The 23,586-nt window shown below is 75.6% G+C and carries 19 protein-coding genes; 6 read left to right on the top strand and 13 right to left on the bottom strand.

Annotated elements, in window-relative coordinates; all coding sequences use genetic code 11:
- The first annotated feature begins 243 nt into the window (after nt 1-243).
- Entirely contained in the window at nt 244-2,244 is a 2,001-nt protein-coding gene (locus tag ACI79E_RS07850) for a fibronectin type III domain-containing protein (protein ID WP_456931965.1), read from the top strand.
- Nucleotides 2,245-2,570: 326 nt separating this feature from the next.
- A complete protein-coding gene (locus ACI79E_RS07845) occupies nt 2,571-4,679 on the top strand; it encodes a hypothetical protein (RefSeq protein WP_456931964.1) in 2,109 nt (702 codons plus the stop codon).
- Nucleotides 4,680-4,806: 127 nt separating this feature from the next.
- Here the strand turns inward: ACI79E_RS07845 and ACI79E_RS07840 are convergent, their stop codons facing one another.
- Nucleotides 4,807-5,553 carry an SDR family oxidoreductase gene (locus tag ACI79E_RS07840; RefSeq protein ID WP_456931963.1) on the bottom strand — a complete coding sequence of 249 codons (747 nt, stop codon included), beginning with the start codon at nt 5,551-5,553 and terminating at the stop codon, nt 4,807-4,809.
- Nucleotides 5,554-5,642: 89 nt separating this feature from the next.
- Here ACI79E_RS07840 and ACI79E_RS07835 point away from each other — a divergent pair, with 89 nt between their 5' ends.
- Nucleotides 5,643-7,229, top strand: coding sequence for a helix-turn-helix domain-containing protein (locus ACI79E_RS07835; RefSeq protein ID WP_456931962.1), 1,587 nt, complete (start codon nt 5,643-5,645; stop codon nt 7,227-7,229).
- Nucleotides 7,230-7,251: 22 nt separating this feature from the next.
- On the opposite strand, the gene ACI79E_RS07830 is transcribed toward ACI79E_RS07835, so the two are convergent.
- The 3 genes from ACI79E_RS07830 to ACI79E_RS07820 form a co-directional block, all read right to left on the bottom strand.
- Nucleotides 7,252-8,010, bottom strand: coding sequence for an SDR family NAD(P)-dependent oxidoreductase (locus ACI79E_RS07830; RefSeq protein ID WP_456931961.1), 759 nt, complete (start codon nt 8,008-8,010; stop codon nt 7,252-7,254).
- Nucleotides 8,011-8,089: 79 nt separating this feature from the next.
- Entirely contained in the window at nt 8,090-8,827 is a 738-nt protein-coding gene (locus ACI79E_RS07825; RefSeq protein ID WP_456931960.1) for a DUF5995 family protein, read from the bottom strand.
- Between the two features lie 19 nt (nt 8,828-8,846).
- Complete coding sequence (locus ACI79E_RS07820) at nt 8,847-10,703, bottom strand: PucR family transcriptional regulator (protein WP_456931959.1); 1,857 nt, start codon at nt 10,701-10,703, stop codon at nt 8,847-8,849.
- Nucleotides 10,704-11,155: 452 nt separating this feature from the next.
- On the opposite strand from ACI79E_RS07820, the gene ACI79E_RS07815 reads away from it, so the two are divergent.
- The gene (locus ACI79E_RS07815; protein ID WP_456931958.1) at nt 11,156-12,079 is read left to right on the top strand and encodes a DUF2877 domain-containing protein; all 924 of its coding nucleotides are present in this window, start codon (nt 11,156-11,158) and stop codon (nt 12,077-12,079) included.
- Between the two features lie 63 nt (nt 12,080-12,142).
- Here the strand turns inward: ACI79E_RS07815 and ACI79E_RS07810 are convergent, their stop codons facing one another.
- The 9 genes from ACI79E_RS07810 to ACI79E_RS07770 form a co-directional block, all read right to left on the bottom strand.
- Nucleotides 12,143-12,580: an SSI family serine proteinase inhibitor gene (locus ACI79E_RS07810; protein ID WP_456931957.1), complete on the bottom strand. Its 438-nt coding sequence runs from the start codon at nt 12,578-12,580 to the stop codon at nt 12,143-12,145.
- Nucleotides 12,581-12,627: 47 nt separating this feature from the next.
- Nucleotides 12,628-13,494 (bottom strand): ATP phosphoribosyltransferase, encoded by an 867-nt coding sequence (hisG, locus tag ACI79E_RS07805; protein WP_456931956.1) that lies wholly within the window; start codon nt 13,492-13,494, stop codon nt 12,628-12,630.
- A gap of 68 nt (nt 13,495-13,562) precedes the next feature.
- On the bottom strand, nt 13,563-13,826 hold the full coding sequence (locus ACI79E_RS07800) for a phosphoribosyl-ATP diphosphatase (protein WP_456931955.1): 264 nt from the start codon (nt 13,824-13,826) through the stop codon (nt 13,563-13,565).
- Nucleotides 13,823-14,347: a 6,7-dimethyl-8-ribityllumazine synthase gene (ribH, locus tag ACI79E_RS07795; RefSeq protein WP_456931954.1), complete on the bottom strand. Its 525-nt coding sequence runs from the start codon at nt 14,345-14,347 to the stop codon at nt 13,823-13,825. The genes ACI79E_RS07800 and ribH overlap by 4 nt, the downstream gene beginning before the upstream one ends.
- Nucleotides 14,344-15,651, bottom strand: coding sequence for a bifunctional 3,4-dihydroxy-2-butanone-4-phosphate synthase/GTP cyclohydrolase II (locus ACI79E_RS07790; protein ID WP_456931953.1), 1,308 nt, complete (start codon nt 15,649-15,651; stop codon nt 14,344-14,346). Before ACI79E_RS07790 ends, ribH begins: the two co-directional genes overlap by 4 nt.
- Nucleotides 15,648-16,256: a riboflavin synthase gene (locus tag ACI79E_RS07785; protein WP_456931952.1), complete on the bottom strand. Its 609-nt coding sequence runs from the start codon at nt 16,254-16,256 to the stop codon at nt 15,648-15,650. Before ACI79E_RS07785 ends, ACI79E_RS07790 begins: the two co-directional genes overlap by 4 nt.
- Nucleotides 16,257-16,258: 2 nt before the next feature.
- Nucleotides 16,259-17,335, bottom strand: coding sequence for a bifunctional diaminohydroxyphosphoribosylaminopyrimidine deaminase/5-amino-6-(5-phosphoribosylamino)uracil reductase RibD (gene ribD / locus ACI79E_RS07780; protein WP_456931951.1), 1,077 nt, complete (start codon nt 17,333-17,335; stop codon nt 16,259-16,261).
- Nucleotides 17,332-18,003 carry a ribulose-phosphate 3-epimerase gene (gene rpe / locus ACI79E_RS07775; protein WP_456931950.1) on the bottom strand — a complete coding sequence of 224 codons (672 nt, stop codon included), beginning with the start codon at nt 18,001-18,003 and terminating at the stop codon, nt 17,332-17,334. The genes ribD and rpe overlap by 4 nt, the downstream gene beginning before the upstream one ends.
- 11 nt (nt 18,004-18,014) lie before the next feature.
- Nucleotides 18,015-18,734, bottom strand: coding sequence for a DUF1775 domain-containing protein (locus tag ACI79E_RS07770; protein WP_456931949.1), 720 nt, complete (start codon nt 18,732-18,734; stop codon nt 18,015-18,017).
- A gap of 198 nt (nt 18,735-18,932) precedes the next feature.
- Here ACI79E_RS07770 and ACI79E_RS07765 point away from each other — a divergent pair, with 198 nt between their 5' ends.
- Both ACI79E_RS07765 and ACI79E_RS07760 read left to right on the top strand, forming a co-directional pair.
- Nucleotides 18,933-22,934, top strand: a complete 4,002-nt coding sequence (locus tag ACI79E_RS07765; protein ID WP_456931948.1) for a Pls/PosA family non-ribosomal peptide synthetase — start codon at nt 18,933-18,935, stop codon at nt 22,932-22,934.
- The gene (locus ACI79E_RS07760) at nt 22,931-23,584 is read left to right on the top strand and encodes a 4'-phosphopantetheinyl transferase family protein (protein WP_456931947.1); all 654 of its coding nucleotides are present in this window, start codon (nt 22,931-22,933) and stop codon (nt 23,582-23,584) included. Before ACI79E_RS07765 ends, ACI79E_RS07760 begins: the two co-directional genes overlap by 4 nt.
- Nucleotides 23,585-23,586 lie beyond the last annotated feature (2 nt).

Below are 23,586 nucleotides of genomic sequence, written 5' to 3'. Positions count from 1 at the left end.
GGTCGGCCCTGCCGGCCCGGCCCGCTCCGCGCCGCGCCCTCCGGGGACGCGCGGACCGCTGCACCCACTCCTCCGTATTGGGGGTCATAGGACCCCCACGGCACGGCTTCGGATCGATACGCCTCCCGGACGACCGTCTAGTCACGGCTCCGGTCATCCGATCGGGGGAACTCTCGAAGCAGCGGAGTAACCATGAGTGCACGCACCACCAACCGGGGTGGTCGCCGTCGCGGGGGTGGGGCTGTGGCCCCCTCCGCGGCACGACCGTCCCGCACCACCGGCGGGAGGCGGGCCCTCGGCCTGTTCTCCGCCGCGACCGTCGCCGTCGGCTCGGTCATCCTGAGCAGCGGGGTCGCCCAGGCGGCGCTGCCCACGCTGCCGAACAACCTCGTCGTCTTCCCGAACCGGGACTTCATGACCATCGAGGGCTTCGAGGGCCTGCCCGCGGGCAGCGAGGCGACGGTCAAGGTGTTCCGCGGGACCACCGTGGTCGGCCAGACCACGGCACCGGTGAACTACCCCGAGGACGGCGTCGCGTTCGAGATCAACCACCCCGGTGGCGCCTGCTGGGGCGTGGGCGCCCCGTCCGGCCTGAACGTGACGCCCGACATCACGGGCAACGACCGGGTCGAGCTGACCATCAACAACCAGGTCTTCGACATGCCGGTGGCGAACATCTCGGTGGCGACCGAGTCGATCAGCGGGAACACCGTGACGGTCGTCAGCGACGTCCCGGCCGACATCCCGATGGACCGGCTCGAGGCCCGGATCATCCAGCCCGACCTCAAGGACACCGCGGTCGGCCGCCGCGACGCCCGCGCGGTCGCCGACGGCACCGCCGGCGACGGCTACACGTCGTCGCTGGTCCGCTCGGAGACCAACCCGGGCCAGGTCGTCGCGACCTACACCTTCCTGGACCCCGAGACGGCGCAGACCGCCCTCGACGGGACCTCCCGGATCATGTCGTGGGCCGCCGCGGACGGTGACGAGCGCTCGGGCATCACCATCGCCGAGCACGGTGAGGTCGGCGGTCCCGGCATGGGTGGCTGCCCGCCCGGCCCGGCCGACGCCCCGCAGCCCGGCCCGGGCGAGGCCAGCATGGTGCGGTCGGCCGACGGCACGTCCCTGCGGGCGGAGTGGGTCGCGGCCCCGCCGGTCGCGGGTGGCGGCGCGGTGACCGGCTACCAGGTCACCCTCACCGACGCCGACGGCAACATGCGCGGCAAGAAGGTCGGCCCGACCGTCCTCAACGCCGACTTCGCCGGCCTGGACCCGGCCGCCAACTACCTCCTCGAGGTGCGGGCGGCGCAGGGGACGGCGCAGGAGACGCTCAGCAAGCCGTTCTCCGCGGCGACCGGGACCCCGAACACCGACCCGCAGACCGGGGACACCACGAAGCCCGTCTTCGATGTGACCCAGGACCCGGCCACCGGCGCGCTCACGGTGACCTCCACCAACGCGGCGGAGGAGATCGACGTCTACTACACCGTCGGTGACGTCGCGGTCATGGACCTCGACCTGCCCTCTGCGGAGGCGACGCGGGTGCCGGCCGGTCAGACGATCCCGGTGACCGCCGCCGGCACGGTGGTCAACATCGCGGTCTTCGACGCCGCGGGGAACTACGACACCCGGACCGCCACCTACGAGCCCGGCACCTCCGGTCCGGCCCCGACGCTCCCCGGCGCGCCGGGCAACGTCGCGGCCGCGCCCGGCCAGGGCAGCCTGACGGTGACGTGGGAGGCCCCGGCGCAGACCGGCGCCTCGGCCATCAGCCGCTACGAGGTCAGCGCGGCCCCGGCCACCGGTACCGGTGCGTCGGTCTCCGCCGTCGTGACCCCGCCGGCCCTGACCGCGACGCTCACCGGCCTGACCGCCGGGACGGCGTACAACGTCAGCGTGGTGGCCGTGAACGGCCAGGGCAGCAGCCCGGCCGGCACCGTCACCGGGACCCCGAACGCCGTGGTCAACGACACGGTGACGATCGCCGGCGGTCGCTACCGCGCCGGTGACCGGCTCGAGGTCAACGGCACCGGCACCATCGCCGGCGCCACGATCACGATCCGCTCCACCAGCGCGACCGGTCCGGTCATCGGGATCGCCACCGTGGCCGCCCCGGCCGCCGGCGCGACGAGCGGGGCGTGGACGTTCGCGACCCGCAACAACGTCCCGAACGTGCCCGGCTCCCAGGTCTGGGTGGAGTCGGACCGGGGCGGCAAGGCCGGCCCGTTCGTCCTCCGCCGGTGACCGGCAGGACACCCACGGGCTGAGCCCGGCGCACCACCACAACTGAACACCGCGGGGGCCCGTCACCGGACAGGTGGCGGGCCCCCGGCCGTTCCCCGGGCCGCCTCCTCCGCCGGGTGACCCGCCCGCCGTGACGGCGGGTGACCCCGCCACTCCCTCGCATTGGGGGATGCCACCCCCCCTTGCCGCGTCTGCCTGCCCGCTCCCCGCTCGCCGAGAGTCGACGCACAGGTCGTCACCACCCACGGTGACGACGACGGCGTTCGACAACGGAGAGTCGCATGACACGGGAACGACCGAGCACCGGTCGTCGCGGGGGCGGAGCCATGAAGGGCACCGACGTCGCGACGGCGAACCGGACGACCAGCCGCCACCTCGGCAGGAAGGGTGTCGTCGCGCTGACCGCGTTCGGCGTCATCGCCGGTGGCGCCACCATGGCCGGCGCCGACATCGTCACGCCGAACCCGAGGACCCTGCAGGCGGTGGGCCCGACCAGCGGGGTGCACGGCTTCCCCGTCTGGTACGAGGACCACGAGGGCACCCGCCTGGAGCTGTGCCTCGACGCGGCCGACCCCTACTGCGACCCGGCCTTCCTCACCGAGGAGGGGCTGGACCCCAACGAGCCGCTGCACATCGGGGCGGACGCCGCCACCAGCAACTTCCCGGGCGAGTCGTTCTACTACCAGGGCAACAACAGCTTCGACCTGCCCAGCGGCGAGCGGGTCGACTTCGTCGGCGCGCTGGAGGCCACGTTCGCCAACGAGGCGGTCAAGGAGGGCGACCAGGTCACCTTCGGCCGCCTGCGGATCCGCATCGAGGACGGCGTGCCGTTCGGCACCTACACCGTCACCCACCCGTACGGCGTGGACACCGTCACCGCCGACGACCGCGGCCGGGCCCGCTTCGTCGAGGACATCACGCCGGCACCGGACAACTTCGGCCTCGCGCTGGGCTCCCGGATCGCCCCGTTCCTGCGGGACGCCGCGGGTCTCCACACCGTCAACGGGGTCCAGTACGTCGGGAACCCCGCCGTGGAGACCCGGGTCACCGGCTCCCCCCACGGCACCAACTACGTGGAGGTCTCCGGTCCCGGCATCACCCCGTTCCGCGACGACACCTTCGCCCTGCTCGGCAAGGTCGCGGTCAACCAGGGCATCGAGCCCCTCGGTGTCTACGAGGTCGACACCGCGGGCCAGGACTACCTCGACGTCTACGCCAAGGCCGGCAAGCTCTCGACCGTCGAGGTCTCGGGCGAGGGCGTGGCGGCCACCAGCCTGACCGGCGACGGGGCGGGCAACTTCTTCGCCCGCATCCCCGTCGACGCCTTCCCCGAGTCGGTCACGGTGAGCAACACCAGCGACGTGCCGGCGGAGGACAAGGACGTCCCGGTCACCGATCGCATCCAGGTCACCAGCGCCGTGTTCGCCGACGGCACGCTCACCGTGGAGGCGACCTCCAGCGACAGCGACGCCGAGCTGTCGGTGCAGGGCTTCGGCGCGATGACCAACGGCGCCCTCACCGCGACCGGCCTGAAGATGCCGCCGCACTCGGTCACGGTGGTGGCCACCGAGGACGGCCAGGAGGACGGCTCGACCACGGCCCCGGTCATGGTCACCGGCTCGGACGCCGGCGAGGAGGTCCCGCAGGCCGGGAACATCGCCGGACTGCCGACCACCATGGCGATGGGCGAGACGGTCACCCTGGACGCCTCGTCGTCGACCAACGTGACCTCGTTCGCCTGGTCGGCCTCGGCCGGCACGATCGTCGCCGACTCCGGCAACCCGGCGCAGGCCACGTTCACCGCACCGGGCACCGCCGGCACGGTGACCATCACCCTGACCACGCAGGGCCCGGAGGGTGAGCGCGTCTTCACCCGCACGGTCGAGGTCCAGGGGGGCTCGGCCCCGGCCGGGGTCACCGTGACGGCGGACAACCCGACGCCGGAGGTCGGCGCCCCCGTGGTGCTGACCGCCGACGGGGGGAACGCGACCTCCTACGAGTGGGTGCAGACCTCCACCCCGGCGATCACGGTGCCCACCACCACCGGGAACACGCTGTCGTTCACCGCACCGGCCCACCCGGTGACCTTCCAGGTCACCGCCACCGGCCCCGGCGGCACCGCCACCGGGTCGGTCACGGTGACGCCGACCGTCGACGCCACCGCGATCACCACCGGTGAGTTCCGCACCGGGACGCGGGAGTGGCGGGTGTCGGGCACCTCGACGGTGACCAACCTGAACACGGTGACGGTCTTCCTGGCCACCACGACCGGGACCAAGGGCTCGATGATCGGCACCGCCACGGTCGACGCCACCGGGGCCTGGACCCTCCGCGTCGCCAACGGGGTCAGCCCCACCACCGGGTTCACCCGCCTGATCGCGGAGACCACGAAGGGCGGCGTCTCGACGCCGTTCACCTTCACCTCCCGCAGGTGACCGGCACCGGCCGGCACCGGGGCCTCCAGCCCGGTGCCGGCCGGCACCACGAGGGCCCCACCGCCACTGGCGGTGGGGCCCTCACCCGTGCCGTCCCCGGGGGGAGCGCTGTGCCGGCCCGCCCGGGTCAGCCCTGGAGGTGCTCGCCGTAGGTCCGCTGCCCCCGCGCACCGCTCGACGGCAGCGCGGCGCCGTCCCGGAACGCCGACGACAGCCGGCCGGGGACGGGCGTGGCGACGACGTGCGTCCCCGGCTCGCGGGCAGCCGCCCACGCCCGCGCCAGCTCGGCGGCGGTCAGCTCCTGCGGGCCGCCGTACTCGACGACGTCCCCCGCCGGCGCGGCCAGGGCGATCTCGGCGGTGTGGGCCGCGGCCTCCTCGACGTCCACCGGCTGGGCCCGCCAGCCCATCGGCACCGGCAGCACCGGGCCGCGGCGGGCGGTGGCCAGCAGCTCGTCGACGAAGTCGTGGAACTGGGTGATCCGCAGCAGGGTCACCGGCAGCCCCGACGCCAGCAGCACCTGCTCGGCGGCGAACTTCGCGTGGTAGTAGCCGTAGGGGATGCGGTCGACGCCGACGATCGACACGAAGACCAGGTGCCGCAGGCGCTCGCGGTCGACCGCCTGCACCAGGCGCCGGGTGCCGGCGACGTCGGCCTGCCAGTAGTCGCCACGCGCGTCACTGGCCGCGTGCACGACGACCTCCGCACCCGCCAGCGCCGTCTGCAGGTCCCGGCCGGTGGCGAGGTCCCCACGGACCCCGCCCGGCCCGGTCCCCCGCCGCGACATCTGGCGCACCGAGTGACCGGCGCCCTGCAGCCGACCGGTCACCCGGGTGCCGAGGCGTCCGGTTCCTCCCGTCACGAGAACGTCCATGGGGTGCAGTCTGGCCGGATCCCCCCTCCCCGCGGTGGCGCGCAGCACCCCGGGCGAGTCGCTGCCCCGTCCCGATACCGTCCGGTGCCGTGACGGCCACCGACACGCCTCGCACCGATCCACCCGTCCCGCAGCCCGTCGCGGACCACCCCACCGACACCGTCATGCGCCGCGTCGGCCTGCTCGTCCGGGACGCGCGCCGGCACCGGGGACTCACCCGGGCCCAGCTCGCCGAGCGCCTCGGCACCAGCCCGGGCGCGGTCGCCCGCATCGAGGAGGGCGGCGAGGACCTCACCCTCGACCTGCTCGGCCGGCTCTCCGACGCCCTGGACAGCGAGCTGTTCAGCGTCGGGCCGTCCGGTCCCACGCACCTGCGGGTGACCGGCGGCGCCCCGCTGCACGGCAGCGTCGCGGTGAAGTCCTCCAAGAACGGCGCCGTCGCGCTGCTGTGCGCCGCGCTGCTCAACCGCGGGCGGACGACGCTGCGCAACGTCGCCCGCATCGTGGAGGTCGACCGCATCCTGGACGTGCTGCGCTCCATCGGCGTCTCGGCGACGTGGGACGACACCGGCCGCGACCTGACCCTGCTCGTCCCCGACGAGCTGGACCCCTCCGCCATCGACGCCGACGCCGCCCGCCGCACCCGCAGCATCATCATGTTCCTCGGCCCGCTGCTGCACCGGGCCGTCCGGTTCGAGCTGCCCTACGCCGGCGGCTGCGAGCTCGGCACCCGCACGGTGCAGCCGCACGTGATCGCGCTGCGTCCCTTCGGGCTGGCGGTGGAGGCACGCGGCGGCCGCTACTCGGCCACCGTCACGGCCCCGCGCCACACCGACCGCACGATCGTGCTGACCGAGCGCGGCGACACCGTGACCGAGAACGCGCTGCTGGCCGCGGCACGCGCGGAGGGGACGACGACGATCCGCAACGCCAGCTCCAACTACATGGTGCAGGACCTCTGCCTCTACCTGCGACTGCTCGGCGTCGGCATCGAGGGCGTCGGCACCACCACGCTGGTCGTGCACGGGCGGGCGGTGCTCGACGCCGACGTCGACTACACGATCAGCGAGGACCCGGTGGAGGCCATGAGCCTGCTCACCGCCGGGATCGTCACCGGCTCCGAGCTCACCGTCACCCGCGCGCCGATCGAGTTCCTCGAGGTGGAGCTGGCCGTCCTCGCCGAGATGGGGCTGCGCTACACCGTCTCCCCGGAGTACCGGGCCGCGAACGGGCACACCCGGCTGGCCGACATCACGATCCGGCCCTCCGAGCTGCAGGCGCCGCTGGACAAGATCCACCCGATGCCGTTCCCGGGCCTCAACATCGACGACCTTCCGTTCTTCGCCGTCATCGCCGCGGCGGCGTCCGGGTCGACGCTCATCCACGACTGGGTCTACGACAACCGGGCGATCCACCTGTCGGACCTGACCCGGCTCGGCGCCGACGTCCGGCTGCTGGACCCGCACCGGGTGCTGGTGACCGGCCCGACGCGGTGGTCCAGCGCCGAGGTGGTCTGCCCGCCGGCGCTGCGCCCGGCGGTCTGCATCCTGCTGGCCATGCTGGCCGCCCGGGGGACGTCGGTGCTGCGCAACGTCGACATCATCGCCCGCGGTTACGAGCACCTCTACGAACGCCTGGTGGAGATGGGCGCCCGCATCGAGGTCTTCCACGACTGAGAGGAGCCCGGTGCAGCCGCCCCTAGCGCTCCTGGTCGGTGGGGCGGACCAGCACCTCGTTGACCGCCACGTGCGGGGGCTGGGTGACCACGTAGCAGATCGCGCGGGCGACGTCGTCGGCCTGCAGCGTGCGCATGCTCGCGGCCATCTGCCGCGACTGCTCCCGGGCCTCGGGCTGGGTGATGTGGCTGGACAGCTCGGTGGCCACCGCCCCCGGCTCCACGAGGGACACCCGCACGCCGCGGGCGGTGACCTCCTGGCGCAGCGACTCGCTGAAGGCGTTGACCGCCCACTTGCTGGCGTTGTAGACCCCGGCGCCCTTGCGGGCGGTCCGGCCGGCGACGCTGGAGATGTTCACGATGTCGCCCGACCCCTGCGCCACCATGCCCTCGATGGCCGCGTGGGTCATGTGCAGCACGCCCATGACGTTGGTCTGCACCATCCGCCGCCAGTCCTCGAGGTCCGCGCCGACGATCGTGCCGAGCAGCATCACCCCGGCGTTGTTCACCAGGACGTCGAGGCCGCCGAGCTCCTCGCGGGTGCGGCGCACGGCGTCGGCGCAGGCGCGCTCGTCTGTGACGTCGAGGTCCAGCGGCAGCACCCGGGCGCCGTCGTCGCGCAGCTTCGCCGTCAGGGCGTCCAGCCGGTCGCGGCGGCGGGCCCCGATCGCGACGGCGGCGCCGGCCTGGGCCAGGGCGACGGCGGTGGCCTCGCCGATGCCGGACGACGCCCCGGTGACCAGCGCGACCCTGTCGGCGAGCGGGCGGGCGACCTCGGTCATGCGGACTCCTCTCCCGGGCCGCCGGGCGCGGCCCCCGCACCAGCCTGGTCGATGCCGGCGGCCCCGGCGCGGGCGGGTCTCAGGCGAGGGTGACGCCGAAGCCCCGGACGGCCAGCCGCAGCAGGACCGGCCCGGGCCGCAGCAGGTCGTCGACCCGTGCGGCCGCGGCGGACTCCAGGTCGGCCACGCGCCGGGCGTAGGCCGCCGGGCCGTGCCGCCGCGCCGCGTCCAGCTCGCGGGCGTTGGCCCACACCTTCCGCCGGGACTCCCGCAGGAGGACCTGGCTGGCGGTGCGGTTGGCCGGGGAGAGCAGCCGGTCCAGGCAGGTGCGCCGTCCCCCGGCGCGGTGCAGCTCGGCGTCCTCCGCGGCGACCCGGGCGGCCAGCACCCGGTCGATGCGCTCGTGGTCGCGGCGGCGCAGCTCCCGGAGCTCGGGGTCGTCGAAGCCGGCCGGCGGGATGACCTGCACCAGCGACTGCGGCAGGTCGAAGTTGATGTGCGCGTTCATGCCGAGCAGGACGTGCGCCTCGGGCGGCAGCTCCGGGCGCGCCCCGAAGGCCAGCCGCCACGGCCGCGGTGGGGCGGCCGGGTCGCCGCGGTGCGCGGTGAGGGCGTCGAGGTAGAGGCCGGCGAAGTCGACGTCCCACTCCTCCACCCAGGAGGGGTCCTCGAACTCACCGCCGCGGATGGCGACGGCGACGGCCTGGGTGGTGCGCAGGTACACGCCGTGGAAGAAGCGGGCAGGGTCGCGGTCGACCTCCAGCGGCCCCTGGAGGTCGGTCATGCGGGCGACCAGCGCGTCGATGCCCGAACCCACGAGGGCCTTCCTACCCGGCTCAGACCAGCGCGTCGAACCCGTCGTCGGGCGCGGCGGTCAACGCGGCGTCCACCGGGGGGCGGTGCGGCTGGTCCAGCCCGCGCATCCGGGCGGCGTGCAGGGCCAGCAGCAGGTTCAGCCGCAGCGTGGGGTCGGTGGTGAAGGGCCCCAGCAGCCGCTCCAGCTTCCCGATCCGATAGCGCATCGTGTTGTAGTGGAAGTGCAGCCGGCGGGCGGACTCCGCGACGTTGAGGTTGGTCTCCAGCAGCACCCGCAGCGTCTCGCGCAGGTCGGCGGAGTCGGGGTCCGCGGCGTCGGCCAGCGTGCCGAGCACCTCGTCGACGTAGTTGCGCAGCTCGGTGCTGTCCGGGATGAGCGAGAGCAGCCGGAAGACCCCGAGCTGGTCGAAGTGCGTCACCGCCTGCGGGCCGTGGATCTCCTGGCCCACGCCGAGGGCCCGCTGTGCCTGCTGGTGGGCCTCCCCCAGGGCCGACAGGGACCCCGCCGGGCGGCCGATGCCGGTGCCGAGCACGCGGCCCACGCGGCGCACCCGGGCGTTGACCCGGGAGGTCACCGCCGACACCAGCGCGCTGATCTCCTCCGGCGTGCGGCCGTCCAGCGGCAGCACCGTGACGATCTCGGTGGACAGCCCCGCCACCGCCGCCCCGGACACCTCGGTCTCCAGCGCCGAGCGCCAGCCGTCGGCCAGCCGGTCGAGGACGTCGAGGGCACGGGTGGGGTCGGCGTGGGGGTCCGCGGCGGTCTCGGTCGCCGTCACCAGGACGACGACCGGGCCGTCCAGCCGCCAGCCGAAGGAGCGGGTCTGGGCCAGGGCCCGTTCGGTGTGCCGCAGCGACCCGGCGACCAGCCGCCGCACCAGGTCGCCCTGGAACCGCAGCTCGACGGAGTGCACGGCCTGCTGGCGGATCACCGAGAGCGCGGAGATGACCGCCGCCCGCTCCAGGACACCACCGGCCCCCACCATCATCGGGCCGGTCCGGTGCACCGCGACCAGCCAGCCGTGCCGCTGTTCGCCGGCCATGATCGGGGCGACCGCGTACTCCCCCACCCCACCGGGGAGCTCGTGGTGGCCGGGGACGAGCAGGATGCCGTCGGCCGGTGAGAGGTCGGCGTCGGCGAGCACCTCGGCGGGGGTCACCACGGTCTGGTCGGCGCGGACGCCGGACACCCGGCGGGACGGCGCCATCGTGGCCAACTCGTCCTCGGCCTCGGCGTCCAGCAGCCACAGCCAGTCGCTGATCTCGGCGACGTCCTCGGCGGGGCCGGCGGTGGTGACGATCTCGCGGTCGGGCCCCAGGCCCAGGACCGCGGCGCCCTCGAGGAACACCGCCAGCTGCTCGGTCACCTCGGCCAGCCCGCCGCCGCTGAGGGCGACGTCGATGAACTGGTCGTGCATGCGGTAGGAGAGGGCCAGCTCCTCCCCCTGCCGGCCCACGACCGCGCCGAGCACCTCGGAGACGATCTCGTCCATCCGGGCGTCGGCCGGCACGGCCAGCACGGGCAGGCCCCGCCGGTCGGCCTCGCCGAGCACCTCGTCGGGGACCGCCGCGGGCCCCTCGGTCCGGCGGTACGCCAGCGCCGCGGTGCCCATGGAGTCCAGCCGCTCGACCAGCGCCCGGTAGTTCGCCGGGTCGGCCGCCGGCAGCCGGGCGCCGAGGACGACGAGGACGTCGGGACCGGCCACGGCCAGGGGGTCGCTGGGGTCGTCGACCACCATGTGCCGCACCACCCGGCCCAGCCCGGCGGCGCCGGCGACCACGTCGGTCCCCGCCAGCCCGGGCAGCTGGAGCGCCTCCTGGAGGGTCAGCCCCATGCGCTCCTGCCAGGTGGTGCGCTCTGCGCGGTTCTCGGTCACCGATGCCTCCGCTGCCGACATGCGACGACGCAGAGAGGCCGCGCCATCACCCACCGTGGGTACGGTGAGCGATGTATCACCCTGGGTCACGGCACCCGCCTTCCACAACGCCCATGCACACGGCCATACCACGACACCCTGTCAGGAGTGCCTGGACCAACGTCCCCATTCTTGGCGACTTCCGCCATACAGGGGCATGCGACGCGCCGCTTAGGTTCGAGACCCGGAACCACTCCGCCCGCTGGATGGTAGGCCGTCACCCACTTCCCGGTGACGCCGAGTCCCTCCGGCCCGGAGTCGCGGGGCCGGGCGGGGGGTCTCGAGCCGACGGTGCCTCCCGTTGTCTCCACGGTGAAGAGGCCGCCATGCGCACGATCGACGAGACAGCCGGCCCGGGTGGCACCCGCCCCGGGGCCCCGACGACCCCGCGGGGCCGGGCAGCTCAGGCCGGAGTGCCCACCATCCCCCTCCCGCGGGACTCCGCCCAGGCCACCGCCCGCACCGCACCGCCCGCCCGGGCGGCCACCGCGGTGCCGGCCTCCGCGAGCACCGGGGTCGCGGACCTGCTGCGCGGGCCGGTCCGGCACGCCCGCGTGCTGATGAGCGTCCCCGCCGCCGTCTACCTGCACGTGCCCACCGACCGCGGCGGCGAGGTCGTCGGCGTCCTCACCAGCGACGCCGCCCGCCTCCCGCTGGGCTGCGTGCTGTTCCGCCCGAGCAACGGCCGCCCGCTCGTGGCCCTCCCGCCCGACGCGCCGGCCGAGGTCGGTGGCGGGCGCATCGTCGTCGGCGACCTCGCCGTCAGCGCCGCCGCGTGGTGGGACCCCCGTCCGCGGCTGCCCAGCCCGCGGCCCGCGCTGCTGCCCGAGGGCGTCCGCCAGCTGCGCAACGCCCTGTACGGCGAGGGCGTGCCGCACAGCGCGTTCACCCTGCCCGGCCTGCCGGCCGGCCCCGGGGGCCCGCTGGCCGCGCTGCGGGGCGCGGTGCGCCGCGCGGACCTGGACGCCGCCCTGCGGACCGCCGCCCGGCTGGTCGGGCTCGGCCCCGGGCTGACCCCGGCCGGGGACGACGTGATGGCCGGGACCATGGCCGGCCTCGTGCTGCTGGGCCACCCCTCGGCCGAGCGCTTCGCGGCCGGCGTCTACGCCCTCGCCGCCGGGCGCACCACCGAGCTGTCCCGGGCGCTGCTGCGGCACGCCGCGGCCGGGCGGGTCAGCGGCGAGTACGCCGCCGTCCTGCACGGTCTGGTGGGCGAACGGCCCCTGGGGCCGGCGATCGCCGGGCTGCTGGCCACCGGTTCCACCAGCGGGCGGGCCATGGCGCTGGGCCTGTGCACCGCGATCGACCTCGTCGACCGGACCACCCGCAACCGCTGACCCACCGCACCCGAGAGCCCCCGCCCGCCCCGGGTGGGGGCTCTCCGCCGTTCGGCGGAGGGTTCAGCTGGGCAGCCGCTCGAGCGCGACCGCCTCCGGGACCAGCGGCACCAGGGAGTCCCACTGCGCCATCCGGCAGCCGTCGGTGCGGGACAGCCGCAGGTCCACCGACTCCCCCGCCCACCGGCCGGTGACGTGCGCGGTCTGGGGGCCGCCGTACTGCTCGGTGCACACGGCGTCGGCGGGGACCGGGGCGAAGGCGTCGGGCAGCTCGCGCAGGTGGTCGCAGGCCGCCTGGGCGTCGGGGTGGTCGCCCTCCACGGCGTCGGCGCAGACCAGCGTCCAGCGCTCGACGGGTGAGCCGTCGCCGCGGTCGACCTCGACCACCAGCCGGTCCTCCCCGCCGGCGCCGCCCGGGGCGGCGGTGCCGTCCCCCGCCGGGCCGTCGCCCGAGGGTGCGGCGCAGGAGACCAGGGCCAGGAGCAGGAGCACGGTGAGCACGCGCATGCCCTGGGGACGAACGGGAGCCCCGGTCCGTGCCCGCGGGCTCAGATCCGGCAGGCGTGGATGCTGGTGACGAGGATCGCGCGGGCGCCGAGCTCCCAGAGCTCGTCCATCACCCGGTTGGTGTCGCTCTGCGCGACCATCGCCCGCACCGCCGACCAGCCCTCGGTCTGCAGCGGGCTGACGGTCGGCCCCTCCAGGCCGGGGGTGAGCGCGGTGGCCTTCTCCAGCAGCTCGTTCGGGCAGTCGTAGTCGAGCATCACGTACTGCCGGGCGACGAGCACCCCGCGCAGCCGGCGGCGCAGCTGGGCGACGGCCGGGATCTCCTCGGCCCCCGCCCGGCGGACCAGGATCGCCTCGCTGGTCAGCACCGGCTCACCGATGATGTGCAGCCCCGCGGCGCGCAGCGTCGTCCCGGTCTCCACGACGTCGCAGACCGCGTCGGCGACGCCCAGCCGGCAGGCGGTCTCCACCGCCCCGTCGAGCTTCACCACGCCGGCGCTGATGCCCTGGTCCTCCAGGTAGCGCCGCAGCAGCACCGGGTAGGCGGTGGCGATCCGCTTGCCGGCCAGCTGCTCGACGGTCTCGATGCCGGACTCCACCGGGGTGGCGAAGCGGAACGACGAGCGCCCGAAGCCCAGCGGCATCACCTCGACCGCCGCGGCGCCCTCACCGTCGGCGGGGGCGGTCTCCAGCAGCATGTCGCGGCCGGTGATGCCGACGTCCAGCGTGCCGGCGGCCACGTACACCGCGATGTCCCGCGGGCGCAGGTAGAAGAACTCGGTGTCGCTGTCGGGGTCGTAGACGGCGAGGTCCTTGGTGCTGCGCCGTTGCCGGTAGCCGCTCTCGGCCAGCATCGCGGCCGCCGGCTCGCTCAGGACGCCCTTGTTGGGCACGGCGATGCGCAGCACGGGAGGACTCCTCTTCGTACGGGGGTGGGCGGTCGGCCCTCCTGCGGGCCCCGCAGGAGGGCCCCTGTTCAGAGGTGAGCGTAGACGTCGTCCAGGCTCAGCCCCCGCGCCAGCATGAGGACCTGCACCCGGTAGAGGAGCTGGCTGATCTCCTCCGCCGTCCGGGTCTCGTCCTCGTGCTCGGCGGCCATCCAGGACTCCGCCGCCTCCTCGACGACCTTCTTGCCCGCCGCGTGCACCCCGTCGCGGACCGCGGTGACCGTCCCGGAGGACGGGTCCCCGGCGGCCACCTTGGCGGCGAGCTCGGCGAACAGCTGGTCGAAGGTCTTCACGCGCGACTCCCGTCGGCCGGTCGGATGGTGAAGCCGGTCGGCCGCGACGTGCCGCGCAGCTGGCGGAGGGTCAGCGCGGTCGACAGCGCCGCGATCGCCGCCTCCCAGCCCTTGTCCTCCGCGGACCCGGGCAGGCCGGCGCGGTCGCGCGCCTGCTCCTCGGTGTCACAGGTCAGGACGCCGTTGCCGACCGGCGTCCCCGCGTCGAGGGCGACCCGGGTCAGGCCCGCGGTGACCGCGTCGCAGACGTACTCGAAGTGCGGCGTCCCACCGCGGATGACCACGCCCAGGGCGACGACGGCGTCGTGCCGCTCGGTCAGGGCCTGCGCCACCACCGGCAGCTCGACCGCGCCCGGCGCCCGGACGACGGTGGGCTCGGGGACCCCGCTGGCGACGGCGGCGGCCACGGCGCGGTCCAGCAGCGAACCGGTGATCTCCGCGTGCCAGGTGGTGGCGACGATGCCGAGGGTCAGGCCCGCCGCGTCGACCGCCTGCACCTCCGGTGCCCCGTGCCCGCTCACAGCTGCTGCTCCTGCTGACGGAGGGGCACGTCGGTGCCCGGCACGGTGGGGACGTCGTCCGGACCGGACTCGGTCTCGGGCTCGATGATGTCGAGCAGGTGGCCCATCCGGTCGCGCTTGGTGCGCAGGTAGGCCAGGTTCTCCGCGGTCACGTGGCTGGGCAGCGGCACCCGGCCGGTGATCTTCAGGCCGTAGCCCTCCAGCCCGGCCCGCTTGGCCGGGTTGTTGGTCAGCAGCCGCATGGTGTGCACGCCCAGGTCGACCAGGATCTGCGCGCCGGTGCCGTAGTCGCGGGCGTCGGCGGGCAGGCCGAGGTCGAGGTTGGCGTCGACGGTGTCCACCCCGGCGTCCTGCAGCTGGTAGGCCTGCAGCTTGTGCAGCAGGCCGATGCCCCGGCCCTCGTGCCCGCGGATGTAGAGCACCACCCCGCGGCCCTCCTGGGCGACGGCGGCCAGCGCGGCCTGCAGCTGGGGGCCGCAGTCGCAGCGCAGCGAGCCGAACACGTCGCCGGTCAGGCACTCGGAGTGCACCCGCACCAGCACGTCGTGGCCGTCGGCGATGTCGCCGTAGACGAAGGCGACGTGCTCGCGCTCGTCGTAGGAGGAGCGGTAGCCCACCGCGGTGAAGGTGCCCGGCGCCAGCGGCACGGTGGCCTCGGCCACGCGGTCGACCAGCTTGTCGAAGCGCTTGCGGTAGGCGATGAGGTCGGCGATCGAGATCAGGCACAGGTCGTGCTCGTCGGCGAAGACCCGCAGCTCGTCCCCGCGGGCCATGCCGATCGGGTCCTTCTCGCTGACCAGCTCGCACAGGGTGCCCGACGGGCGCAGCCCGGCGAGCACCGCGAGGTCCACGGCGGCCTCGGTGTGGCCGGGCCGGCGCAGCACGCCGCCGTCGCGGGCGCGCAGCGGCACGATGTGCCCGGGCCGGGCCAGGTCGGCCGAGCTGGTCTCGGCCGAGGCCAGCAGCCGGATGGTGTGCGCCCGGTCGGTGGCCGAGATGCCGGTGGTCACGCCCTCCCGGGCGTCCACGGTGACGGTGTAGGCGGTGCCGCGGCGGTCCTGGTTGACGCGGAACATCGGCGGCAGGTCCAGCCGGTCGGCGTCCTCCTCGGTGACGGCCACGCAGATGTAGCCGGAGGTGTAGCGCACCATGAACGCGACCAGCTCCGGTGTGGCCAGCTCCGAGGCGAAGATCAGGTCGCCCTCGTTCTCCCGGTCCTCGTCGTCCATGACGACGACCGGACGGCCGCCCTTGATGGCCGCGATGGCGTCCTCGATCGTGTCCAGCCGCGTCGACGTGCTCACGAGCGCTCTCCCAACAGCCGTTCCACGTACTTCGCGATCACGTCGACCTCCAGGTTGACCGGGCTCCCCGGAGGCACCGCGCCGAGCGTCGTCTCGCGCAGGGTGGTGGGGATCAGGCTGATCTCGAACCAGGGCTCGGGGTCGCCGACCGCGCTGACCGCGCTGACCGTCAGGGAGACGCCGTCGACCGCGACCGAGCCCTTCTCCACCACGTAGCGGGCCAGCTCCGGGGGCAGGGCGATCCGCACGACCTCCCAGTGCTCACCGGGGGTGCGGGTGAGCACGGTGCCGACGCCGTCGACGTGCCCCTGCACCAGGTGGCCGCCGAGCCGGGTGTGGGGGGTCACGGCGCGCTCGAGGTTGACCGGGTCGTCGTCCTGCAGCGCGCCCAGGCTGCTGCGGCGCAGGGTCTCGGCCATCACGTCGGTGGCCCACACGTCGCCGTCGACGTCGGTCACGGTGAGGCAGACCCCGTTGACGGCGATGGAGTCACCCAGTGCCACGCCCTCCAGCGTCCGGTGGGCGCGGATGCGCAGCCGTGCCGCGTCGGCGAGCTCCTCGCGGACGAGCAGGGTGCCGATCTCCTCGACGATCCCGGTGAACACGATCAACTCCCTCCGGTCGCGGCCGGGCTGACCGCAGACCGACTGCCACCAGTGTGCCGGTTCGGACGCAGGCGGATGCCGACGTCCCCGCCCAGGCGGGTGACCTCGACGACCGAGAGGCTCAGCGCGTCGCCGATCCCGGTGATTCCCAGGTCACCGACGAGCGGCGCCCCGGCACCCAGCAGCTTCGGCGCCAGGTGAACCACCGCCTCGTCGACCAGCCCCTCGCGGAGGAACGCCGCGGCCAGGGTCGGGCCGCCCTCGAGGAGCACCCGGCGGACGTCGCGGGCGAACAGCTCGGCCAGCAGCTCGCGGGGCCCGGGCGCGGTGCTGACCAGCGTCGGGGCCGCGTCGTCGCGCACCCGGGCGCCCGCGGGCAGCCGGCCGCGGCGGTCGAGCACCACCCGCAGCGGCTGCCGGGCCGCGGGCGCCCCCTCGGCGTCGCGGACGGTGAGCCGGGGGTCGTCGGCCAGGGCGGTGCCCGAGCCGACGAGGACGGCGTCGCAGGTGGCCCGCAGCCGGTGGACGGCGGCACGGGCCTCGGGCCCGGTGACCCAGCGGCTGCTGCCGTCGGCGGCGGCCACGCGGCCGTCCAGCGTGCCGGCGACCTTCCACACGACCTGGGGCCGCTGCTCACGGACGCCGGTCAGCCAGGCGCCCAGGGCGCCGTCCTCGGCCTCGGTCTGCTCCACGCCGAGCACCACCTCGACCCCGGCGGCGCGCAGCCGGTCGGCCCCGCCGCCGGCGAGCCCGGTGGGCTCGGGGACGGCGACGACCACCCGCGCGACCCCGGCCGCCAGCAGGGCGTCGGCGCACGGTCCGGTGCGGCCGGTGTGCGCGCACGGCTCCAGGGTGACGACGACGGTGCCGCCGCGGGCGCGGTCGCCGGCCTGCGCCAGCGCGCGCACCTCCGCGTGCGGTCCGCCGGGCGGGGCGGTCGCGCCCTCCCCCACCGGCGTCCCGTCGGCGGCGAGCACGACGGCGCCGACGGGCGGGTTGGGGCTGGTGGTGCCCAGGACGGCGGCGCCGAGCTCGCGGGCGCGGGCCATGGCCCCGCCCTCGGCCGGGGTGACCGTCACCCCGGCAGCGCCGCGGCCGCCTGCGCGCGCAGGCCGGCGATGGCGCGGGCGGGGTCGTCGGCGCCGTAGACCGCCGAGCCCGCCACGAAGACGTCGGCCCCCGCCTCGGCGGCGGCCTCGATGGTGTCGGCGTTGATGCCGCCGTCGACCTCGACGAACAGGCGCAGGTGGCCGCTGTCGACCAGCTCCCGCGCCCGGCGCACCTTGGGCAGCACCTCGGCCATGAACTCCTGCCCGCCGAAGCCCGGCTCGACGGTCATGACCAGGAGGGTGTCGAAGTCGGGCAGCACGTCGAGGACGTCGTCCAGCGGGGTGCCCGGCTTGAGCGCCAGGCCGGCCAGGGCGCCGGCGGCGCGCAGGTCGCGGGCGACGGCGCGCGGGTCGGCGCAGGCCTCGGCGTGCACGGTGACGTTGCGCGCCCCGGCCTCGGCGTAGCCGGGGGCCCAGCGCTCGGGGGCCTCGATCATCAGGTGGCAGTCCAGCGGTACCGGGCTGACCGCCTGCACGGCCTGCATCACCGGGAGGCCGAAGGTCAGGTTGGGCACGAAGTGCGCGTCCATGACGTCGAAGTGCAGCCAGTCGGCGTCCGCGACCCGTCGCGCCTCCTCGGCCAGCCGGGCGGGGTCCGCCGCCAGCAGGCTGGGCGCGATCATCGGGGTCCGGGACACGGCTGCCGAGTCTAGGCAGGTCCTCCCGGCTGCCCGGCGCGGGAGCGGCGGAACCACAGGCCGGCGGCGACCGCCGCGGCCGCGAGCACCCCCAGCGCGGCCAACCAGCCGCCGCCCACCCCGCCCTCGTCGTCGGCCGGGACCGCGGCCGGGGTGGTGGCCGTGGCGGCACTGGTCGCGGGTCCCGACGGTGCCGCGGGAGCCGGGGCGGAGGGCGCGGCGGTGGCGGCGGGTGCCGGTGCGCCCGGGGCGACCCGCAGCACGGGGGCGGGGCGCTCGGGCTCCGGGGCGCCGGCGGCCGGCACCTCGATCCAGGCGTCCTCCCGGCCGTCGGCGTAGCGCTGCAGGGTCGCGAACACCAGCTCGGCGACCCCGGGCGGCAGCTGCGCGACGGTCACGGCGTACTCGGCGTCCGTGCCCACCGGGAGGGCGGGGCCGGCCACCTCGAAGCCGTCGCCGGTGGGCGTGAGCGACCACCCGGGCGGCCCGGAGGCCAGGACGACGTCGCCGGGCGCGATGCCCGCGGGCAGCCGGGTGCGCATCGCGGCGATCCCGGCCGGCGCCTCGGACTCGGCGGTGAACGTGAGGGTGACCGGCCCGGCGCCGGCCGTCGCGCCCGGCGCGCTCACCTCGACGTGTGCGGCGGCCGCGCCGGGGGCGGCGCCGACGAGGACGGCGGCCAGCACGCCGGTGGCCAGGGAGCGGTACAGGACCGCGCTACGGGGAGTCACGTCGCAGTGGTCGTCCCAGCCGTCCCCGGAGTTCCCACGGCGCGTCGCAACGGGGGGTGTCCTTGAAGGATCAGGTACTACGACCTAGGTCGAATGGAGCCGCGGGGCGGGGTCGGCCCAGGCTGCCGGTGGTCTAAGCGGAACTGAACAGTCCGTCTTCCCGGAACCACCACGGACACGCCCAGAGAACGGCACCTCATGACGACGACGTCGACACCTCCCCCTCGTCCCACCCGCCCCGCCCCGGTCGCCACGCGGCTCCCCCGCACCGGCGCGGCCGTCTACCGCGGCGGGCTCCCCGCCCCCGAACGGACCCTGTGGGACGTCCTGCAGGCCACGGCCCGGCGGTTCCCGGAGGCACCGGCCCTCGACGACGGGCGGTCGGTGCGCACCTACCGCGACCTGCTCGCCGACGTGGGCGACCTCTGCGGCCGGCTCACCGCCGCGGGGGTGGGCCGCGGGGACCGGGTGGGGATCCGGGTGACGTCCGGGACGGCGGAGCTGTACCTCGCCGTCCTCGCCGTCCTCGCCGCCGGTGCCGCCTACGTGCCGGTGGACGCCGACGACCCCGAGGAGCGGGCCCGGCTGGTCCTCCGCGAGGCGGGCGTGTGCGCCGTCGTCGGCGACGGCGGCCGGGTGACCCGGCTCGGGACGCCGCCGAACGGCCGGGCCGCCGGCCACCCCGGTCCGGACGACGACGCGTGGGTCATCTTCACCTCGGGGACCACCGGCACCCCCAAGGGCGTCGCGGTGACGCACCGCAGCGCGGCCGCCTTCGTCGACGCCGAGGCGCGGCTGTTCCTCCAGGGCGACCCCCTCGGGCCCGGCGACCGCGTGCTGGCCGGGCTGTCGGTGGCCTTCGACGCCTCCTGCGAGGAGATGTGGCTGGCCTGGCGCTCGGGGGCCTGCCTGGTGCCGGCACCGCGCGCGGTGGTCAAGACCGGCCCGGAGCTGTGCGGGTGGCTCGCCGACCGGCGGGTCACGGTGGTGTCCACCGTCCCGACCCTGGCCTCGATGTGGCCGGTGTCCCTGCTCGGTGGCATCCGGCTGCTGGTCCTCGGGGGCGAGGCGTGCCCACCGGACCTCGCCGACCGGCTCGCCCAGGCGTGCGGCGAGGTGTGGAACACCTACGGCCCGACCGAGACGACGGTGGTCGCCTCCGCCGCGCGGCTGCTCCCCGGCACCCCGGTGCGGATCGGCCTGCCGCTGGCCGGGTGGGACCTCGCCGTCGTCGACCCGGCCTCCGGGGACCCGCTGCCGTGGGGCGAGACCGGCGAGCTGGTGATCGGCGGCGTCGGCGTGGCCCGCTACCTGGACCCGGAGAAGGACGCCGCCCGCTTCCGCCCGCTGCCGGCCCTGGGGTGGGACCGGGCCTACCGCAGCGGGGACCTCGTCCAGGCCGACCCCGGCGGGCTGCGCTACGTGGGGCGGGCCGACAGCCAGGTCAAGATCCGCGGCTACCGCATCGAGCTGGCCGAGGTCGAGTCGGCGCTCGGGGCGCTGCCCGGTGTCGCGCAGGCCGTCGTCGGCACCCACGAGCCGCAGCCCGGGCTGGTCGAGCTGGTCGGCTACTACACGCGCGCCGACAGCGGACCGCCCCTCGACGAGCCCGCGGTCCTGGACGCCCTGCGCGGCCGGCTGCCGGCGCACATGGTGCCCGCGCACCTGGAGTGCCTCGAGCGGATCCCGACCACCCTGAGCGGCAAGACCGACCGGGCCGCGCTGCCCCCGCCGTCCCGCCGGGCGCTGGCCGGCGCCGCCCCCGCGACGCCGGTCGAGGGGGCGCTGGCCCGGGCGCTCGCGGAGGTCCTCGGCGTGGACTCGGTGCCCGTCGACGCGCACCTGTTCGACCAGCTGCAGGCCAACTCGCTGGTCGTGGCCCACCTCGTCGCACGGGCCCGGGACCTCGACGGCCTCCCCCCGCTGTCGACCCGTGCGGTCTACTCCCACCCGACGATCCGCGAGCTGGCCGCCGTCCTCGTCCAGGAGCCGGTCGCCGAGCCGGCGGCCGAGCCCGAGCCGGACGGACCGGCGCCCCGGCCCGGGACCGGCTCGGTCGTGCGGTGCGGCCTGCTGCAGGGGCTGCTGCTCCTGGCCAACGTGTGGCTGGCGGCCGTGCTGCTGGACCGGGGCGTGGCCTGGCTGGCGCCCACGACCGGTCCGCTGGAGACCTACCTGCGGGCGGCGGCCTTCGGCGCCACCTCCTTCGCCGTCCTCTGCCTCCTGCCGGTCGCGGCCAAGTGGCTGGTGGTGGGCCGGTGGCGGGAGGGGGAGATCCCCCTGTGGAGCCTCGCCTACGTGCGCTTCTGGGTGGTGCGGACCCTGTTGCGGGTCAGCCCCCTCGCCCGGTTCGCCGGCTCACCCCTGTACGTGCTGTACCTGCGGGCCCTGGGGGCGCGGATCGGCCCGCGGGTGGTCCTCCTGGCCACCGACGTGCCCGTGTGCACCGACCTGCTGTCCATCGGTGCCGACACGGTGGTCCGACGCGGCGCGCGGCTGTCGGGCTACACCGCGGTGCAGGGGCGGATCCGCACCGGTCCGGTGACCATCGGGCGCAACGCCTTCGTCGGCCACGACAGCGTGCTCTCGCCGGGGGCGGTGCTCGGCGACGGCGCCCAGCTCGGCCACGCGTCCTGCCTGTACGGCTCGCAGGAGGTGCCGGCGGGCGAGCGCTGGCACGGGGTCCCGGCGCGGCCCACCGACGTCGACCACGTGCGGGTGGAGCCGGTGCCCCTCAGCCGCCGGCGGCCGGTGCTGTTCGCCGCCGGTCAGCTCGCGGTGCTCCTGCTGGTCACCCTGCCGGCGGGGCTGGCCCTCGCCGGGGCCGTCGTGCGCGGTCTCGCCGGGCTGGCCGGCGTCTCCGGAAGCGGGACCGGCGGGGCCGGGGAGCTGCTGCGCGACGCCGTCCTCGTCTCGGCCGTGGCCTACGCCGGCGGGCTGCTCGGCACCCTGCTCGTCGCCACGACCGTCCCGCGGCTGGTGAGCGCGCTCCTGCTGCGTCCCGGCCGCACGTACGCCCTCTACGGCGTGCACCACTGGGCGCAGCGGGTCGTCGAGCGGCTCACGAACGTGCCGGTCCACCTGCAGGTCACCGGGGACACGTCCTACGTCGTGCCCTACCTCCGGCTGCTCGGGTACCGGATGCCCGACGTCGAGCAGACCGGCTCCAACTTCGGTGCGACCCTGCACCACGAGAGCCCCTACCTGGTCTCGGTGGGCCGCGGCACCCAGGTCTCGGACTCGGTGTCCTTCCTCAACGCCGACGTCTCCAGCACGTCGTTCCGCCTGGCACCGGTGTCGGTGGGGGCGCGCAGCTTCGTCGGCAACTCGGTGGCGTTCCCGCCCGATCACCGGGTCGGCGAGGACTGCCTGGTGGGCAACAAGACGCTGGTGCCCCTCGACGGCCCCGTCCGGCAGGGCGTCGGCCTGGTGGGGTCGCCGCCGTTCGAGATCCCCCGGTCGATCGAGCGGGACAGCAGGTTCGACCGCTTCCTGCACGGCGAGGCGTTCCGGCGGGGGCTGGCCGGCAAGGACCGGCACAACCTCGCGACCATCGGGCTGTACTTGCTCGCGCGCTGGTTCCTGTACCTGCTCCTCACGGTGCTGGTCATGGTGGCCTGGGACCTGCACGCGCGGTTCGGGGTGGCCGCCGTCGCCGTGCTGACGCTCGCCTCGTTCCTCGTGGCGCTGGTCTACGACGTCGCCGTGGAACGCCTGGTGGTCCGGCACGGCATGCGGCCGCAGACCTGCTCCATCTACCAGCCACCCTTCTGGCACCACGAGCGGTACTGGAAGCTCATGGCCTCCAACCACGTCCTCCACCTGTTCGACGGGACGCCGGTCAAGGGGCTGGTCTGGCGGCTGCTCGGTGCCCGGGTCGGCCGGCGGCTGTTCGACGACGGGTGCGCCCTGCCCGAGCGCCTCCTGGTCACCCTCGGGGACGACTGCGTGCTCAACGCGGGCACCGTCATCCAGTGCCACTCCATGGAGGACGGCACCTTCCGCTCCGACGCCACCCGGATCGGCGACCGGTGCACGCTCGGCGTCTCCTCCTACGTGCACTACGGGGTCACGATCGGGGACGACGCCGTGGTCGGGCCGGACACCTTCGTCATGAAGGGGACGACGGCCCCGCCCGCCACCCGGTGGGGCGGCAACCCCGCCGCGGAGACCCGCACGGCCGCCCCCCGGCCGGCGTGATCGAGCAGGTGCTGCCCGCGGCGGTGGTGGCGGCCGAGGCCTTCGGCGACGGGCCGGCCGGCCCTCCCGTGGCCGGCGAGGAGCTGCCGGCGGGCGCGGCACCGGGGCGGCGCGCCGAGTTCGCCACCGGCCGCGTGCTCGCCCGCGCCGCCCTCGGCCGGCTGGGCATGCCCCCGTCGGCGGTCCCCCGTGGGCCGGGCGGCGCACCGGTCTGGCCGGCCGGCGTCCTCGGCAGCCTCACCCACTGCGCCGGCTACCGGGCGGCGGCGGTCGCGCGGGCCGGGGCGGTCCCGGTGCTCGGGGTCGACGCCGAGCCGGCGCGGCCGCTGCCGCCCGGTGTGCTGGCCGTGATCGCCCGGCCCGAGGAGCGCGTCCACCTGCGCCGGCTGGCCGCCGCCTCCCCCGGCACGTGCTGGGACCGGCTGCTGTTCTGCGCCAAGGAGGCGGTGTTCAAGGCCTGGTTCCCGCCGACCCGGGCGTGGTTGGAGTTCGCCGACGTCCGCGTCGACCTGGACCCGGGCGGCCGGCTGTCGGCCCGGCTGCTGGTCGCCGTCCCCCGGCCGGGCGGCGCGCCGGTCGGCGGGTTCACCGGGCGCTGGCTCAACCGCGACGGGCTGCTGCTGGCCGCGGTCTCCGGGCTGGCCGGCTGACC

The organism is Geodermatophilus sp. SYSU D00079, from assembly GCF_054050635.1.
This window is presented reverse-complemented; position numbering and strand designations above follow the sequence as displayed.

Excerpts from the sequence above, each read along its gene's own strand:
- ACI79E_RS07845 (WP_456931964.1), top strand. The coding sequence starts at position 2,571 with ATGAAGGGCACCGACGTCGCGACGGCGAACCGGACGACCAGCCGCCAC.
- ACI79E_RS07840 (WP_456931963.1), bottom strand. The coding sequence starts at position 5,553 with ATGGACGTTCTCGTGACGGGAGGAACCGGACGCCTCGGCACCCGGGTG.
- ACI79E_RS07830 (WP_456931961.1), bottom strand. The coding sequence starts at position 8,010 with ATGACCGAGGTCGCCCGCCCGCTCGCCGACAGGGTCGCGCTGGTCACC.
- ACI79E_RS07765 (WP_456931948.1), top strand. The coding sequence starts at position 18,933 with ATGACGACGACGTCGACACCTCCCCCTCGTCCCACCCGCCCCGCCCCG.